The sequence below is a fragment of the Pseudomonas sp. UFMG81 genome, assembly GCF_015354575.1.
Lineage (GTDB): Bacteria > Pseudomonadota > Gammaproteobacteria > Pseudomonadales > Pseudomonadaceae > Aquipseudomonas.
This window is the reverse complement of sequence record NZ_JACAFQ010000017.1, coordinates 25,927-40,229: the sequence shown is the minus strand read 5'-3', so window position 1 is coordinate 40,229 and position 14,303 is coordinate 25,927. Positions and strand designations below refer to the sequence as shown.

Here is a 14,303-nt window from a genome sequence, read left to right as displayed (position 1 = left end):
GACGCGGTTTCTGCGTGGACGCTACCGCCGCCCCACAAATTCAACTGCTGCGAAAACCACATGGTCCATTTGAGGGATGCCAACCCCGCACCCCCTTGTTGCAATGCCCCTCACGCCCCGGCACCCGGGACGACCCGAGGAGAACAACAAGATGACCCAGGACCTCATACGCCACCAACTGCGCACCCGCGCCCGCGAGCTGGTACCGATCCTGCGCGAGCGCGCAAGCGATGCCGCGCGCCAGGGGCGCCTGCCCGAAGAAACCCTGGCCGACTTCCACGAGGCCGGCTTCTTCCGCATCCTCCAGCCCGCCCGCTGGCAGGGCCTGGAGCTGGAGCCCAAAGACTTCTTCGACGTACAGATGACCCTCGCCGAAGGCTGCATGTCGTCGGCCTGGGTGCTGGGCGTGGTGGCCATCCACAACTGGCAGCTGGCGCTGTTCGACGACCGCGCCGCGCAGGATGTGTGGGGCCAGGACAGCAGTGTGCTGATCTCGTCCTCCTACATGCCGGTGGGCAAGGTCGAGCGGGTCGACGGCGGTTTCCGCCTCAGCGGCCGCTGGGGTTTCTCCTCGGGCAGCCGCCATTGCCAGTGGGCGTTCCTCGGGGCCCTGGTGCCACCCGAGCAGCCGGGCGGGGCGCCGGACTACCGCACCTTCCTGGTACCGCGCAGCGACTACCAGATCCTCGACAACTGGGAGGTGATGGGCCTGGAAGCCACCGGCTCCCACGACGTGCTGGTGGAAGGCGCCTTCGTGCCCGAGTACCGCACCCACCGCGCCGCCGATGGCTTCATGCAGCAGAGCCCGGGCAACGACGTGAACAGCGCGCCGCTGTACCGCCTGCCGTTCGGGCAGATCTTCGTGCGCGCGGTGTCGTCCGCCGCCATCGGTGCCTTGCAGGGCGCGGTGGACCAGTTCATCGCCCATAACCGCACGCGGGTGGCGGTCAATGATGGGCGCAAGATGCTCCAGGACCCGGCCGCCCAGGGCGCCCTGGCCAATGCCATGGTTTGCGCCGACGACTGCCGCACGGTGCTGCTGCGCAACTTCGAACTGATGCTCGACAGCGCCCAGGCCGGCACCCCGCTGGACATGCAGGGGCGGGTGAAGATGCGCTACGACTCGGCGCTGGTGGCCGACCGCTGCGCCAAGGCGGTGGCGGAGCTTATGTTCAACAGCGGCGCCGCCACCATCTTCCGCGAGCACCCCATCAACCGTGCCTTCCGCGACATCCACACCGGCCGTGCCCACGTCGCCAACAACCCGGCCAAGTACGCCTGGAACCTGGGCGGCGTGAGCATGGGCCAGGACAGCACCGACTTCTTCCTCTGACGGCCTGCGCGCTCACCGAAATCGGCTAGTCCATTTGCACGATTCGGCCGCCCCGGTGATACCCGACGATGTGACCAAGGCCGGCACTGCCGGCCACCGTCCCCGCAACAACAAGGAACGCACATGAAATTCTCGCTGATCTATGAAGCCCAGACCCTCGATGCCAGCCGCGAGGGCGACCGCAAGGTCTTCGACGACACCGTCGAGCAGGCGGTACTGGCCGACCAGCTGGGCTTCGACACCTTCTGGTGCGTGGAGCACACCGCGCTGACCAACTACTCGCACATGTCGGCACCGGAAACCATGCTGGCCTTCGTTGCCGGCAAGACCGAGCGCATCGGCATCGGCCACGGCGTGGTGTGCCTGCCACCGGCGATGAACCACCCGGTCAAGGTGGCCGAGCGCATCGCCACCCTCGACCTGCTGTCCAAGGGCCGCGTGCACTTCGGTGTGGGCAAGGGCGGCACCCAGCAGGAGGCCGGCACCTTCGGCTACGACCTGGCCACCCTGCAGCCGCAGATCGACGAAGCGATGTACCTGATCCCGAAGATGTTCGTGCAGGACGAGATCGAGCACCACGGCGACTTCGTCAAGATCCCCAAGCGGCCGATCCACCCCAAGCCCTACCAGGACCCGCACCCGCCGATGTACCTGGCCTGCACCAACACCGAATCGCTGAAGAACGCCGGTGGCCGGGGCATGGGCGCGCTGGTGCTGGGCTTCGGTGGCCCGGAAGAGATCGCCAAGAAGGTCGAGGTGTACCACCAGGCTTTCGACAACCGTGACGCGCACAACCAGGTGGGCTTCCGCCCCAACCGCCACATCGCCGCGCTGTGCCCGGCCATCGTGCTGGACGACAACGAGGCCGCGCGGCGCATCGGCATCCGCGGCCAGCGCTACTTCATGGAGTCGCTGGGCTACTGGTACGGCGGCGGCGAGCGCCCGGACCCGGAGCAGTGGAAGGATGACACCTACGTCGATGGCAACGGCCAGGCGGTGATCAAGTCGCGCTTCGCCTCCGAAGAGGTCAGCGTCGATTTCTCCGACCCGACCATGGCGATGATGAACCCCAACCACGCCTACGGCACAGTGGAGGACTGCATTGGCTACGTGCAGCGCCTGATCGACGCCGGCGCCGACGAGATCCTGTTCATCTGCCAGATGGGCACCGTGCCGCAGTGGGCGCAGCTGGAGACCCTGCGCAACATCGGCGAGAAGGTGATCCCGCACTTCCGCAAGCAGCAGTGAGGTCTCGTGGGAGCAACTGGCTTATGCCGGTTGCCTGTAGGAGCGGCCTTGTGCCGCGAAAGGGGTTCGCAGCGCCCCCAGGATCTCGAGTACGCCCAAGATCGCCGGGGCCGCTCTGCGGCCCTTTCCGGCCGGTCCGGCGCCCCGGCAAGGCCGCTCCTACAGAGACCGCGCAAGGCGTGGGAGCCGGCTTGCCGGCGATCACCGGCACTGCCGGTGCCATGCACCGCGGTGGCTGCATCGCTGGCAAGCCAGCTCCCACAGGCGCTAGTCCCATCGGACGATGCTGCCACCCCACCAACTGGCTTGAATACGACCACCACAACAACATGAGGAGACGGCACATGGATATCCGTGGCCTGGGCTACGTCACTGTGCGTTCCACCGACCTGCAGCAATGGCGCCACTACGCCAGCCAAGTGCTGGGCATGATGGTGGTCGAGGACGCCGCCGCCAGCCAGCTGTTGCTGAAGATGGACGCGCGCCCCTACCGCCTGCTGGTGCAGCAGGACACCCAGGACGGCTTCGGCGCCTGCGGTTGGGAGGTGGCCGGCCAGGCCGCCTTCGACCAGGCCCTGGCCGAGCTGCGCGCCGCCGGCGTGGCGGTGGAGCAGGGCAGCGTCGAGCTGGCCGCCCAGCGCCAGGTGCAGGCCTTGGCCAGCTTCGCCGACCCCGACGGCAACTGCCACGAGCTGTACTGGGGCCCGCGCCAGGACTTCGCCCGCTTCGTTTCGCCAGTGGGCGTGCGCGGCTTCGTCAGCGATGAACTGGGCATGGGCCACGTGGTGCTGCCCGCGCCGACCTTCGAACGCTGCCGCGACTTCTACGAACAGGTGATGGGCTTCGGCCTGTCCGACCTGATGAAGGTGCGCTTCACCCCCGACCCGGCCGAGCCGGAAAAACGCATCCACTTCCTGCATTGCAACAACGGCCGCCACCACTCCCTGGCGATCTTCGAGTGCCCGGTGCCCAGCGGCTGCGTGCACCTGATGGTCGAGGTCGATGGCCTGGACGAGGTCGGCCGCGCCCTGGACCGCCTGCACACCCATGGCGTCAAGCTCACCGCCACCCTGGGCCAGCACACCAATGACCAGATGATCTCCTTCTACATGCGCACCCCGGCCGGCTTCGACCTGGAATACGGCTGCGACGGCCTGGTGGTCGACTGGAGCCGCCACACCCCGTTCGAAAGCACAGTGGTCAGCCACTGGGGCCACGACTTCAGCGTTGGCCGCCAATGAGGACCGCCACCATGGACAAACAGATGACCACCGCGCAGATGGTCGCCCAGCTGCGCGACGGCATGACCCTCGGCATCGGTGGCTGGGGCCCGCGGCGCAAGCCCATGGCGCTGGTGCGCGAAATCCTGCGCTCGGACCTCAAGGACCTGACCATCGTCGCCTACGGTGGCGCCGATGTCGGCCTGCTGTGCGCCGCCGGCAAGGTGAAGAAGCTGGTGTTCGCCTTCGTCTCCCTCGATTTCATCCCCCTCGAGCCGCACTTTCGCAAGGCGCGCCAGGCCGGGGCCATCGAGGTGATGGAAATCGACGAAGGCATGCTGCTGCTGGGCTTGCGCGCAGCGGCCATGCACGTGCCGTTCATTCCCACCGCGGTGGGCCTGGGCACCGACGTGCTGCGCCACAACCCCGACATCAAGCTGGTCGCCTCGCCCTACGGCGACGACCGCGACTGGGTGGCCATGCCGGCGCTCAAGCTCGATGCGGCCTTGATCCACGTGGACCGTGCCGACGCCCGCGGCGTGTGCCAGATCGCCGGCCCCGACCACTACATGGACGACCTGTTCGTGCGCGCCGCGCGCAACACCTACGTCACCTGCGACGAGCTGGTCGACAGCGACTGGCTGCATGCCGACCCGGTCCGCGCCCACCAGGTGTTCTGGGAGCGCAACCTGACCACGGCGGTGGCCCACGTGCCGGGCGGTGCGCACCCGTCGTCCTGTGCGCCGCTGCACGGTTTCGATGTGCCGCACTTCAAGGCCTACGCCGCCTCGGCGCAGAGCGAGGAGGGCTGGCAGGCCTACGTCGAGCAGTACGTGGCCTGCACCCACGACCAGTACCTGGAGCGCTGCGGTGGCCTGGCGGCCATTCGCGCGCTGCCCCTGCCGGTTTTCTAAGCGAGGACACCATGACCACCGCATCCCCCTACAGCCTCGCCGAACTGATGATCTGCGCCGCCGCCGAAGCCTGGCGCCACGACGGCGAAGTGCTGGCCACCGGCATCGGCGTGATCCCGCGCCTGGCGGCCTCACTGTGCATGCTCGACCTCAACCCGCAGTTGCTGATGACCGACTCCGAAGCCTACATGGTCGCCGAACCGGTGCCGCTCGGTGCGCGCAACGGCTATGAACCCAAGCGCGACAGCTGGATGGGCTTCTCGCGGATTTTCGACAACGTCTGGGGCGGTCGGCGCCACGCCATGATCGGGCCAATCCAGGTCGACCGCTTCGGCCAGGCCAACATCTCCTGCATCGGCGACGACTACGCCAGGCCCAAGGCGCAGATGCTCGGCGTACGCGGCCTGCCGGGCAACTCCATCAGCCACGCCAACTCGTTCTACGTGCCCAGCCACAACCGCCGGGTGTTCGTCGAGGGCGAGTGCGACATGGTCGCCTCGGTGGGCTACAACCCGGCGCGCCTGGCCCGGGGCTGGTCGCTGGAGGACATCGATATCCGGCTGATCGTCAGCGACCTGTGCGTGCTGGATTTCCTCGGCCCCGGGCACCAGGCGCGGGTGCGTTCGCTGCACCCGGGGGTGAGCCTGGACGAGGTGCGCGACAACACCGGTTTTGCGCTGCATGCCGCCGAGCAGGTGCCGGTTACCGCAGCGCCGAGCGAGGCGCAGTTGCGCCTGATCCAGCAGTTGGACCCGCACAACCTGCGCGCCAGCCAATTGAAGGACAACCCGCCGGGCCAACGCTGAACCCGCCCAGCCAATCATCTTTCCTGTGGGAGCGGGCATGCCCCGCGAATGCGATGTTGGCTTCACCGGCGCTATCGCGGGGCAAGCCCGCTCCCACAGGTTTTTTGCAAGCCAGGCGAGTTGGCCTGACACCTCTATCCGGAGTCACAGCGATGAACGAGCAACACAACGAAGTAACCGAAGAGGTGGTGCTGTACGAAGTGCGCGACGCGGTGGCCCTGGTGACCATGAATCGCCCCGCCTACCACAACGCGCAGAACTCGCGCATGACCTACGCCCTGGACGCCGCCTTCGCCCGCGCCTGCGCCGACGACGCGGTCAAGGTCATCGTCCTGCGCGGCGCCGGCAAGCACTTCAGTGCCGGCCACGACATCGGCACGCCGGGGCGCGATGTCGACCAGAGCTTCGAGCGTGTCAGCCTGTGGTACGACCATGTCGACAAGCCGGGCGCGGAGTTCCTCTATGCCCGCGAGCAGGAGGTGTACCTGGGCATGTGCCGGCGCTGGCGCGAAATGCCCAAGCCGACCATCGCCATGGTCCAGGGCGCCTGCATCGCCGGCGGCCTGATGCTGGCCTGGGTGTGCGACCTGATCGTCGCCAGCGACGATGCCTGGTTCCGCGACCCGGTGGTGCGCATGGGTATCCCGGGGGTGGAGTACTTCGCCCACGCCCACGAGCTCAACCCGCGCATCGCCAAGGAATTCCTCTTTCTCGGCGGCCCCATGCCCGCGGCGCGAGCCTACCAGATGGGCATGCTCAACCGCGTGGTGCCACGCGAGCAACTGGAACAGGAAACCCTGGCCATGGCTGCGCAGATTGCCCAGATGCCGCGCCTGGGCCTGCAACTGAGCAAGCAGGCGCTGAACAACGCCGAGGACCTGATGGGCAAGCGCGCCACCATGGACATGGTGTTCGGCCTGCACCATTTCGCCCATGCCCACAACGAGCTGGTGTCCGGTGACCGCCTGGGTGGGCACGACGCCCGCAGCATGGCCAGCGCCCAGCGCGATGCGGGGAGGGCGTAGGTATGGCCGTGTCCCTGTCAACCCGCCTGACCGAACTGCTCGGTTGCCGCTACCCGATCATCCAGACCGCCATGGGCTGGGTCGCCGACCCGCGCCTGGTGGCCGCCACCTGCAATGCCGGCGGTTTCGGCTTTTTGGCCGGGGCCACCATCGAGCCCCGGCACATGGAGGCGGCCATCGTTGAAACACGGCGCCTCACCGCGCAGCCGTTCGGGGTCAACTTCCACATGTACCAGGCCAACGCCGCCGAGATCGTCGAGCTGGTGCTCAAGCACCAGGTGCGCGCGGTCAGCTACAGCCGCTCGCCGGGCAAGCAGATGATCGCCCGGCTCAAGGGCGCCGGGGTGGTGTGCATGCCCACCGTGGGCGCCCTCAAGCACGCCTGCAAGGCCGTGGAAATGGGCGCCGACGTGGTCACCGTGCAGGGCGGCGAGGGCGGTGGCCACACCGGCGCGGTGCCCACGGCGCTGCTGCTGGGCCAGGTGCTGGACGCGGTGCAGGTGCCCGTGGTGGCGGCCGGTGGCTACAAGGATGGCCGTGGCCTGGCCAGCGCCCTGGCCCAGGGTGCCGATGGCATCGCCATGGGCACGCGCTTCTTGATGAGCGCCGACAGCCCGGTGCCCGCGGCCACCCTGGCGCGCTACCTGGCAGTGAACGACCCGGCACAGGTGATCGTCAGCCGCGCCATCGACGGCATGCCGCAACGCATGATCCGCAACGAGTTGCTCGATGCACTGGAGACCGGGGGCGCCCTGCGCCGCTGGCTGCTGGCCGCGCGCAGTGGCCTGGCCTACCGCCGCCATACCGGGCTGGGCCTGGGCCAGTTGCTGGGCAGCGCCCTGAAGATGCGCCGCGACGGCGAGTTGAGCGCCGCCCAGAGCCTGATGGCCGCCAATGCGCCCATGGTGATCCAGAAGGCCATGGTCGAGGGCCTGCCCGCCCAAGGCGTGCTGCCGGCCGGGCAAGTGGCCGCGAGCATCGACAGCCTGCCCGGCTGCGCCGAACTGATCGCGCAGATCGTCCAGGACGCCGAACGGCACCTGGGCGCGCTGTGCCGCCGAATTTCGTAAGGGGGAATCGCAATGCAAGCGTTCAATGTCAGCATCGACAACGGCATCGCCGAGATGGTCTTCAACCATCCCCCGGTCAATGCCTTCAACCGCCAGGGCTGGGCCGCCATTGCCGCAAGCCTGGAGGCCCTGGGCCGCGATCCGCAGGTGCGGGTCATCGTCATCCGCGCCGAAGGCCGCGGCTTCTGCGCCGGCGTCGACATCAAGGAACTGGCCGCCGACGCCAACCTGATCGTCGCGGTGAACAAAGGCAACTACGACACCTTCAAGGCTGTGCACCGCAACCCGCTGCCGGTGATCGTCGCCGTGCACGGCTTCGTGCTGGGCGGTGGCATTGGTATCTGCGGCGCCGCCGACATCATCGTCGCCAGCGACTGCGCGCGCTTTGGCGTGCCCGAGGTGGACCGTGGCGCCATGGGCGGCGGTGCCCACCTGCAGCGCCTGTTCCCGGTGCAGAAGGTGCGTCACCTGTACTTCACCGGCGAGATGATCGACGCCGCCGAGGCCTATCGCCTGGGCGCCGTGGAGCGGGTGGTGCCCCGTGAGCAGCTGCGCGAGACGGCGCTGGGTATCGCCGCGGCCATCGCCGCCAAGAGCTCGGCGATGATCCGCCTGGCCAAGGAGGCGCTCAACGGCATCGAGGACGGCAACCTGGAAGACAAGTACCGCTGGGAACAGGGCTTCACCCTCGAAGCCTACCGCAGCCAGGACTCCCAGGAAGCCCGCGACGCGTTCGTCGAAAACCGCAACGCGCAGTTCAACGGCTGAGGAGGGCGAACATGGACCTGACCTACACCGCTGCCCAGCAGGCCCTGCGCGCCGAAGCGCGGGCCTGGCTCACGGCCAACGTGCCGGCCCAGCCGCTGCCCTCGTTCGACACCGAGGCCGGCTTCGCCGCCCACCGCGCCTGGGAAGCGCGGCTCAATGACGGGCGCTGGGGCATGGTCACCTGGCCCACCCATCTGGGCGGGCGTGGCTGCGACCTGATCGAGTGGCTGATCTTCGAAGAGGAGTACTACCGCGCCGGTGCGCCGGCACGGGTCAACCAGAACGGCATCTTCCTGCTCGGCCCCACCCTGATGGAGTACGGCAGCGAGGCGCAAAAGGCGCGCTTCCTGCCGCGCATGGCCACCGGCCAGGACATCTGGGCTCAGGGCTGGTCGGAGCCGGGCGCCGGCTCCGACATGGCGGCAATCCGCTCCCGCGCCGAGCGTGATGGCGACCACTACGTGATCAACGGCCAGAAGACCTGGTCGACCCGTGCGGTGTGGGCCGACTGGGTGTTCGGCATCTTCCGCACCGACCCCGGCTCGCAGCGCCACCATGGCTTGACCTTCATCCTGGTGCCGTTGGATACACCGGGCATCACCGTGCGCCCCATCGAGCAGCTCAACGGCCTGCCGGGCTTCGCCGAGATCTTCTTCGACGATGTGCGGGTGCCGGTGGACAACGTGCTGGGCGGCGAGGGCATGGGCTGGCACGTGGCGATGTCCACCGCAGGCTTCGAGCGCGGGCTGATGCTGCGCTCGCCTGCACGCTTCCAGGAAACCGCGCGGCGCCTGGTGCGGCTGTACCTGGACAACCGCGCCACGGCCGACCGCGACCCGGCCATCGGCGAGGCGGTGATGCGCGCCTGGCTGGAGGCCGAGGCCTACACCCAGGCCACCTACATGACCGCCTCCAAGCTGGTGAAGGGTGGGCGCATCGGCCCGGAATCGTCGACCAACAAGATCTTCTGGTCCGAGCTGGACCTGCGCCTGCACGAGACGGCCATGAGCATCCTCGGCGCGCGCGCCGAGCTGTTGCCCGAGGCCCCAGCGGCCGGCGAGGTCGGCCAGTGGCTGGATGGCTTCCTGTTCGCCCAGGCCGGGCCGATCTACGCCGGCACCAACGAGATCCAGCGCAACATCATCGCCGAACGCATGCTTGGCATGCCGCGGGCCTGAGGAGGGACCATGGACTTCAGTTTCAACAGCGACCAACTGCTCTTCCAGGACAACGTGCGCGGCTTTCTGCTCAATGAAGTGACCCCCGAGCGCATCCGCGCGCTGTGGCAGACCGACAGCGGCCGCTGCGACCCGCTGTGGGCGCAACTGGCGGAGCTGGGCCTGACTGCCCTGACCGTGCCCGAGGCCTACGGTGGCCTGGGCCTGGGTGCACTGGACTTTGTTTTGCTGGCCCAGGAGTGTGGCTATGCCGGGCTGCCCGAGCCCCTGGTGGACACTATGCTGGTGGCGGTGCCGCTGCTGGCCGGACTGGATGCCAGCCACGAAGCGCTCAAGCACGACTGGCTGGGGCGCGTGGCCGCCGGGCAGGCGCGGGTGGCGGTGTGCGAGCCGGGCAACCCACTGGTGGCCGATGCCCATGTCGCCGACCTGCTGTTGCTCAGCCACGACGATGCCCTGCACGCCGTGCCGCGCGCGGCTGTGGAGCTGGTGCGCAACCCGTCGCTGGACCCGAGCCGGCAACTGTTCCAGGTGCGGTGGACGCCCACCGAGGCCACCTGCGTGGCCCGTGGCGAGCAGGCCCGTCAACTGCTGGCGCAGGCCTTCGAGCACGGCGCCCTGGGCTGCGCCGCGCAACTGCTCGGCCTGGCCAAGCGCATGGTCGACCTGGCCGTGGACTACAGCGCCGAGCGCAAGCAGTTCGGCAAGCCAATCGGTTCGTTCCAGGCGATCAAGCACCTGATGGCTGATGCCGCAGTGCGCATCGAGTTCGCCAAGGGCCCGCTGTACCGCGCAGCCCACGCCGCGGCCCACGGCGAGGCGGGGCAGGCGCTGGCGGTGTCCCATGCGCGCCTGGCCAGCGCCGAGGCGGCGCTGCTGGCCGCGCGCAACGCGATCCAGACCCACGGTGCGATGGGGTACACCTGGGAGGTCGACCTGCAGCTGTTCGCCAAGCGCGCCTGGGCGTTGGACAAGGCCTGGGGCGATGCCGCCCTGCACAAGGGGCGCGTGCGCGAGGCGCTGTTCGAGCAACAACGCGCCATCGGTGCCGGTACCACCTTCTGAGGCGAACTGTCCCCTGTGGGAGCTGGCTTGCCGGCGATGCAGACGCCGCGGTGGAGGGCACCGGCTGCGCCGGTGATCGCCGGCAAGCCGGCTCCCACAGTGTTCCTCCCTACAACCTGAACAGGAACCCGAACATGCCCCAAGCCTACATCGTCGATGCCCTGCGCACCCCCACCGGGCGGCGCAAGGGCGGCCTGGCCCAGGTGCACGCCGCCGACCTGGGCGCCCATGTGCTGCGCGCCCTGGTCGAGCGCAACCCGATCCCCGACCTCGACTACGACGACGTGATCTTCGGCTGCGTCGACACCATCGGCCCGTTGGCCGGCGACATCGCCCGCACCGCCTGGCTCGCCGCCGGGCTCAGCCAGGCGGTGCCCGGCACCACTGTCGACCGCCAGTGCGGTTCGTCGCAGCAGGCGGTGCACTTCGCCGCCCAGGCGGTGATGAGTGGCACCCAGGACGTGGTCGTCGCCGGGGGCGTGCAGACCATGACCCAGATCCCCATCTCCTCGGCCATGACCGCCGCCGAGCCATTGGGCTTCAGCGACCCGTTCACCGGCTCCGAAGGCTGGGTGCGCCGCTATGGCGCGAACGCACCGACCCAGTTCCGCGCCGCGCAGATGATCGCCGAGCGCTGGCAGCTCAGCCGCGAGGCCCTGGAGGCCTACGCCCTGGAGTCGCACCGGCGCGCCCTTCACGCCATCGAGCAGGGCCGCTTCGACCGCGAGATCGTGCCGCTGGCCGGCGTGCTGCGCGACGAGACGCCGCGCCACACCAGCCTGGAGCAGATGGCCGGGCTGGACACCCTGTTCGGCTGCGACCGGGTCACCGCCGGAGTGTCGAGCCAGACCTGCGACGCCGCCAGCGCGCTGCTGATCGTGTCCGAGGCGGCGCTCAAGCGCTACGGCTTGAGGCCCCGGGCGCGCATCCACCACCTGAGCGTGCGCGCCGACGACCCGGTGTGGATGCTCACCGCACCGATCCCGGCCACCGCCTACGCCCTGCAGCGGGCCGGCATGCGCCTGGAAGACATCGACCGGGTAGAGATCAACGAAGCCTTCGCCTCGGTGGCCATGGCCTGGCTCCAGGAGACCGGCTACCCCCACGCCCAGACCAACGTCAACGGCGGCGCCATCGCCCTCGGCCACCCGCTGGGCGCCACCGGCACCCGGTTGATGTGCAGCCTGCTCCACGAGCTGGAGCGCAGCGGCGGGCGCTACGGCCTGCAAACCATGTGCGAAGGCGGCGGCCAGGCCAACGTGACCATCATCGAGCGCCTGTAGGCGCAGGAGAACACCATGCGCAGTTGCGACAATCGAAGCGTGATCATCACCGGTGCCGGCGGCGGCCTGGGGCGCGCCTACGCCCTGGCCTTCGCCGCCGAGGGCGCCCGGGTGCTGGTCAATGACATCAACCGCGAAGCCGCCGAAAGCGTGGCCGCGCAGATCCGTGACGCGGGCGGGCAGGCCCAGGCCAACAGCAACGACATCACCGACTACCGCGATGCCGGGCTGATCCTGGCTGCGGCCCTGGAGGCCTTTGGCGGCGTCGATGTGCTGGTGAACAATGCCGGCATCTGCCGCGACCGCATGTTCGCCAGCCTCACCGAGGCGGACTGGGACGCGGTGGTGGCGGTGCACCTGAAGGGGCATTTCTGCCTGGCCAGCCATGCCGTGCGCCACTGGCGTGAGCTGGGCAAGCAGGGTGTGAAGGTCGATGCGCGGATCATCAACACCAGCTCCGGTGCCGGCCTGCAAGGCTCGATCGGCCAGTCCAACTATGCGGCGGCCAAGGGCGGCATCGCTGCCCTGACCCTGGTGCAGGCGGCAGAGCTGGCGCGCTACGGCATCACCGTCAACGCCCTGGCCCCGGCGGCGCGCACCGGCATGACCGAGCAGGTGTTCGCCGAGGTGATGAAGCGCCCGGAGCAGGGCTTCGACCACTTCGCTCCGGAGAACGTCGCGCCGCTGGTGGTGTGGCTGGGCTCGACGGCCTCGGCCGGGGTTACTGGGCAGCTGTTCGAGGTGGAGGGCGGCAAGCTGTCCATCGCCGACGGCTGGCGCCGTGGCCCGCAGGTCGACAACCAGGGCCGCTGGGCAGTGGCCGAGGTGGGCGCGGCGGTGGCCGGGCTGCTGCAATGCGCGGTGCCGGCGCAGAAGGTCTACGGCACCTGAGATCACGTTTTTTGCCTGCTTGGCGAACCGTGCCACATGCCAGGGTGGCGCGGTTTTTTTGTTTGTCTGACCTTTGCCCAAGGCTTTTGTGGGAGCGGGCTTGCCCCGCGATTGCAGCACCGCTGTGCAGGGCACCGGCAAAGCCGGTGATCGCGGGGCAAGCCCGCTCCCACACCTAGTCCGATCGGCCGATTCTGCGCCCCAGCCATCCGGCCACACTCGTCACCATCTGAGCCAGACGAGTAGAAGACGCCGCGATGGACTTTGCATTCACCGACGAGCAGGAAATGATCCGTGAATCGGCCGAGGGCTTCCTCGCCGATGTCAGCGACTGCGCCGCCGTGCGCGTGGCCATGGCCAGCGAGCTGGGCTACGACGCCGCGCTCTGGCAGCGCGTGTGCAGCGAGCTGTGCTGGCCAGCCATCCACATTCCCGAAGCCTACGGCGGCCTCGGCCTGGGCTTTGTCGAACTGGCCATCCTGCTGGAGCAGATGGGCCGCCGGCTGTTCTGCTCGCCGTTCTTCGCCACTGCCTGCCTGGCCACCCCGGCCTTGCTGCTGGCGGGCAACGAGGTGCAGAAACAACGTTGGCTGCCGGCCATCGCCACGGGCGAGCTGAGCGCCACCCTGGCCTGGGGTGACGGCGGCGGTTGGCTGGCCGAGGGTGTTGGCGTGACCGCAACGCCCGAGGGCGAGGGCTATGTGCTGGAGGGTGAGTACGGCCAGGTAGTCGACGGCCACAGTGCACAGCTGCTGGTGATCGCCGCGCGCGTAGCCGAGGGCATCAGCCTGTTCCTGGTCGAGGCCGGGCAGCAAGGCCTGACCCGCCAGTGGCAACCGACCATGGACCAGACCCGACGCCTGGGCAAGGTCAGCCTTGAGCGCGTGTACGTGGGGCCCGAGGCCCTGCTGGGCGAGGCCGGCAAGGCCTGGCCGGTGTTGCAGGACGTGCTGCGCCTGGCCTGCGTGGGCCTGGCCGCCGAGCAGGTGGGCGGCGCCCAGCAGGCGCTGGACCTGAGCGTGGCCTACTTGCAGGAGCGCCAGCAGTTCGGCCGCCCGTTGGCGACGTTCCAGGCCCTCAAGCACCGCGCGGCGGACATGATGCTGCAGGTCGAATGCGCCCGCTCCGCCAGCTACTACGCGGCCTGCGTGGCCCAGGAAGTGCTCGACGAGGCCGGCGACCGGCAGGTGGCCGAGGAGTTGCCGCTGGCGGCGGCGCTGGCCAAGTCGCAGTGCTCGCACACCTATTTCCACTGCGCGGCGGAGGCGATCCAGCTGCACGGCGGGGTCGGCTTCACCTGGGAGTACGACCCGCACCTGTATTTCAAGCGCGCCCGGGCCAGCGAAAGCTACCTCGGCGCCCCCGCCTGGCACCTGCGCCAGATCGCCGACCGAATCATTGCCTGACCTTGTGGGAGCGGGCTTGCCCCGCGAATGCGGCATCGGCCTCACCGACGCTATCGCGGGGCAAGCCCGCTCCCACGAACTCAGGAATCATTTTTT

At 68.9% G+C, this 14,303-nt stretch carries 13 protein-coding genes; all 13 read left to right on the top strand.

Features of this window, described 5'->3' with window-relative positions:
- The first annotated feature begins 151 nt into the window (after window positions 1–151).
- The 13 genes from IX761_RS14940 to IX761_RS14880 all read left to right on the top strand — a co-directional run bounded on the left by IX761_RS14940 (window position 152) and on the right by IX761_RS14880 (window position 14,207).
- Window positions 152–1,333 (top strand): acyl-CoA dehydrogenase family protein, encoded by a 1,182-nt coding sequence (locus IX761_RS14940; protein WP_194790342.1) that lies wholly within the window; start codon window positions 152–154, stop codon window positions 1,331–1,333.
- A gap of 123 nt (window positions 1,334–1,456) precedes the next feature.
- The gene (locus IX761_RS14935; protein WP_194790341.1) at window positions 1,457–2,581 is read left to right on the top strand and encodes an LLM class flavin-dependent oxidoreductase; all 1,125 of its coding nucleotides are present in this window, start codon (window positions 1,457–1,459) and stop codon (window positions 2,579–2,581) included.
- Window positions 2,582–2,925: 344 nt separating this feature from the next.
- Window positions 2,926–3,822 carry a VOC family protein gene (locus tag IX761_RS14930; RefSeq protein ID WP_194790340.1) on the top strand — a complete coding sequence of 299 codons (897 nt, stop codon included), beginning with the start codon at window positions 2,926–2,928 and terminating at the stop codon, window positions 3,820–3,822.
- 11 nt (window positions 3,823–3,833) lie between these two features.
- Entirely contained in the window at window positions 3,834–4,715 is an 882-nt protein-coding gene (locus tag IX761_RS14925) for a CoA transferase subunit A (protein WP_194790339.1), read from the top strand.
- Window positions 4,716–4,726: 11 nt separating this feature from the next.
- The gene (locus tag IX761_RS14920) at window positions 4,727–5,521 is read left to right on the top strand and encodes a CoA-transferase subunit beta (RefSeq protein ID WP_194790338.1); all 795 of its coding nucleotides are present in this window, start codon (window positions 4,727–4,729) and stop codon (window positions 5,519–5,521) included.
- 152 nt (window positions 5,522–5,673) lie between these two features.
- Window positions 5,674–6,546: an enoyl-CoA hydratase gene (locus tag IX761_RS14915; protein ID WP_194790337.1), complete on the top strand. Its 873-nt coding sequence runs from the start codon at window positions 5,674–5,676 to the stop codon at window positions 6,544–6,546.
- Window positions 6,547–6,548: 2 nt separating this feature from the next.
- The gene (locus IX761_RS14910) at window positions 6,549–7,616 is read left to right on the top strand and encodes an NAD(P)H-dependent flavin oxidoreductase (RefSeq protein WP_194790336.1); all 1,068 of its coding nucleotides are present in this window, start codon (window positions 6,549–6,551) and stop codon (window positions 7,614–7,616) included.
- A 12-nt stretch (window positions 7,617–7,628) separates the two neighbouring features.
- The gene (locus IX761_RS14905; RefSeq protein ID WP_194790335.1) at window positions 7,629–8,384 is read left to right on the top strand and encodes an enoyl-CoA hydratase family protein; all 756 of its coding nucleotides are present in this window, start codon (window positions 7,629–7,631) and stop codon (window positions 8,382–8,384) included.
- Window positions 8,385–8,395: 11 nt separating this feature from the next.
- Window positions 8,396–9,562, top strand: a complete 1,167-nt coding sequence (locus tag IX761_RS14900; protein ID WP_194790334.1) for an acyl-CoA dehydrogenase family protein — start codon at window positions 8,396–8,398, stop codon at window positions 9,560–9,562.
- A gap of 9 nt (window positions 9,563–9,571) precedes the next feature.
- On the top strand, window positions 9,572–10,627 hold the full coding sequence (locus tag IX761_RS14895) for an acyl-CoA dehydrogenase family protein (protein WP_194790333.1): 1,056 nt from the start codon (window positions 9,572–9,574) through the stop codon (window positions 10,625–10,627).
- 134 nt (window positions 10,628–10,761) lie between these two features.
- Window positions 10,762–11,910 carry an acetyl-CoA C-acetyltransferase gene (locus IX761_RS14890; protein WP_194790332.1) on the top strand — a complete coding sequence of 383 codons (1,149 nt, stop codon included), beginning with the start codon at window positions 10,762–10,764 and terminating at the stop codon, window positions 11,908–11,910.
- A gap of 15 nt (window positions 11,911–11,925) precedes the next feature.
- Entirely contained in the window at window positions 11,926–12,801 is an 876-nt protein-coding gene (locus tag IX761_RS14885; RefSeq protein WP_194790331.1) for an SDR family oxidoreductase, read from the top strand.
- A 257-nt stretch (window positions 12,802–13,058) separates the two neighbouring features.
- Entirely contained in the window at window positions 13,059–14,207 is a 1,149-nt protein-coding gene (locus tag IX761_RS14880; RefSeq protein ID WP_194790330.1) for an acyl-CoA dehydrogenase family protein, read from the top strand.
- The last annotated feature ends 96 nt before the right edge of the window (window positions 14,208–14,303 follow it).

Coding starts and splice junctions, on each gene's coding strand:
- IX761_RS14940 (WP_194790342.1), top strand. CDS start 152: ATGACCCAGGACCTCATACGCCACCAACTGCGCACCCGCGCCCGCGAG.
- IX761_RS14935 (WP_194790341.1), top strand. CDS start 1,457: ATGAAATTCTCGCTGATCTATGAAGCCCAGACCCTCGATGCCAGCCGC.
- IX761_RS14930 (WP_194790340.1), top strand. CDS start 2,926: ATGGATATCCGTGGCCTGGGCTACGTCACTGTGCGTTCCACCGACCTG.
- IX761_RS14925 (WP_194790339.1), top strand. CDS start 3,834: ATGGACAAACAGATGACCACCGCGCAGATGGTCGCCCAGCTGCGCGAC.
- IX761_RS14920 (WP_194790338.1), top strand. CDS start 4,727: ATGACCACCGCATCCCCCTACAGCCTCGCCGAACTGATGATCTGCGCC.
- IX761_RS14915 (WP_194790337.1), top strand. CDS start 5,674: ATGAACGAGCAACACAACGAAGTAACCGAAGAGGTGGTGCTGTACGAA.
- IX761_RS14910 (WP_194790336.1), top strand. CDS start 6,549: ATGGCCGTGTCCCTGTCAACCCGCCTGACCGAACTGCTCGGTTGCCGC.
- IX761_RS14905 (WP_194790335.1), top strand. CDS start 7,629: ATGCAAGCGTTCAATGTCAGCATCGACAACGGCATCGCCGAGATGGTC.
- IX761_RS14900 (WP_194790334.1), top strand. CDS start 8,396: ATGGACCTGACCTACACCGCTGCCCAGCAGGCCCTGCGCGCCGAAGCG.
- IX761_RS14895 (WP_194790333.1), top strand. CDS start 9,572: ATGGACTTCAGTTTCAACAGCGACCAACTGCTCTTCCAGGACAACGTG.
- IX761_RS14890 (WP_194790332.1), top strand. CDS start 10,762: ATGCCCCAAGCCTACATCGTCGATGCCCTGCGCACCCCCACCGGGCGG.
- IX761_RS14885 (WP_194790331.1), top strand. CDS start 11,926: ATGCGCAGTTGCGACAATCGAAGCGTGATCATCACCGGTGCCGGCGGC.
- IX761_RS14880 (WP_194790330.1), top strand. CDS start 13,059: ATGGACTTTGCATTCACCGACGAGCAGGAAATGATCCGTGAATCGGCC.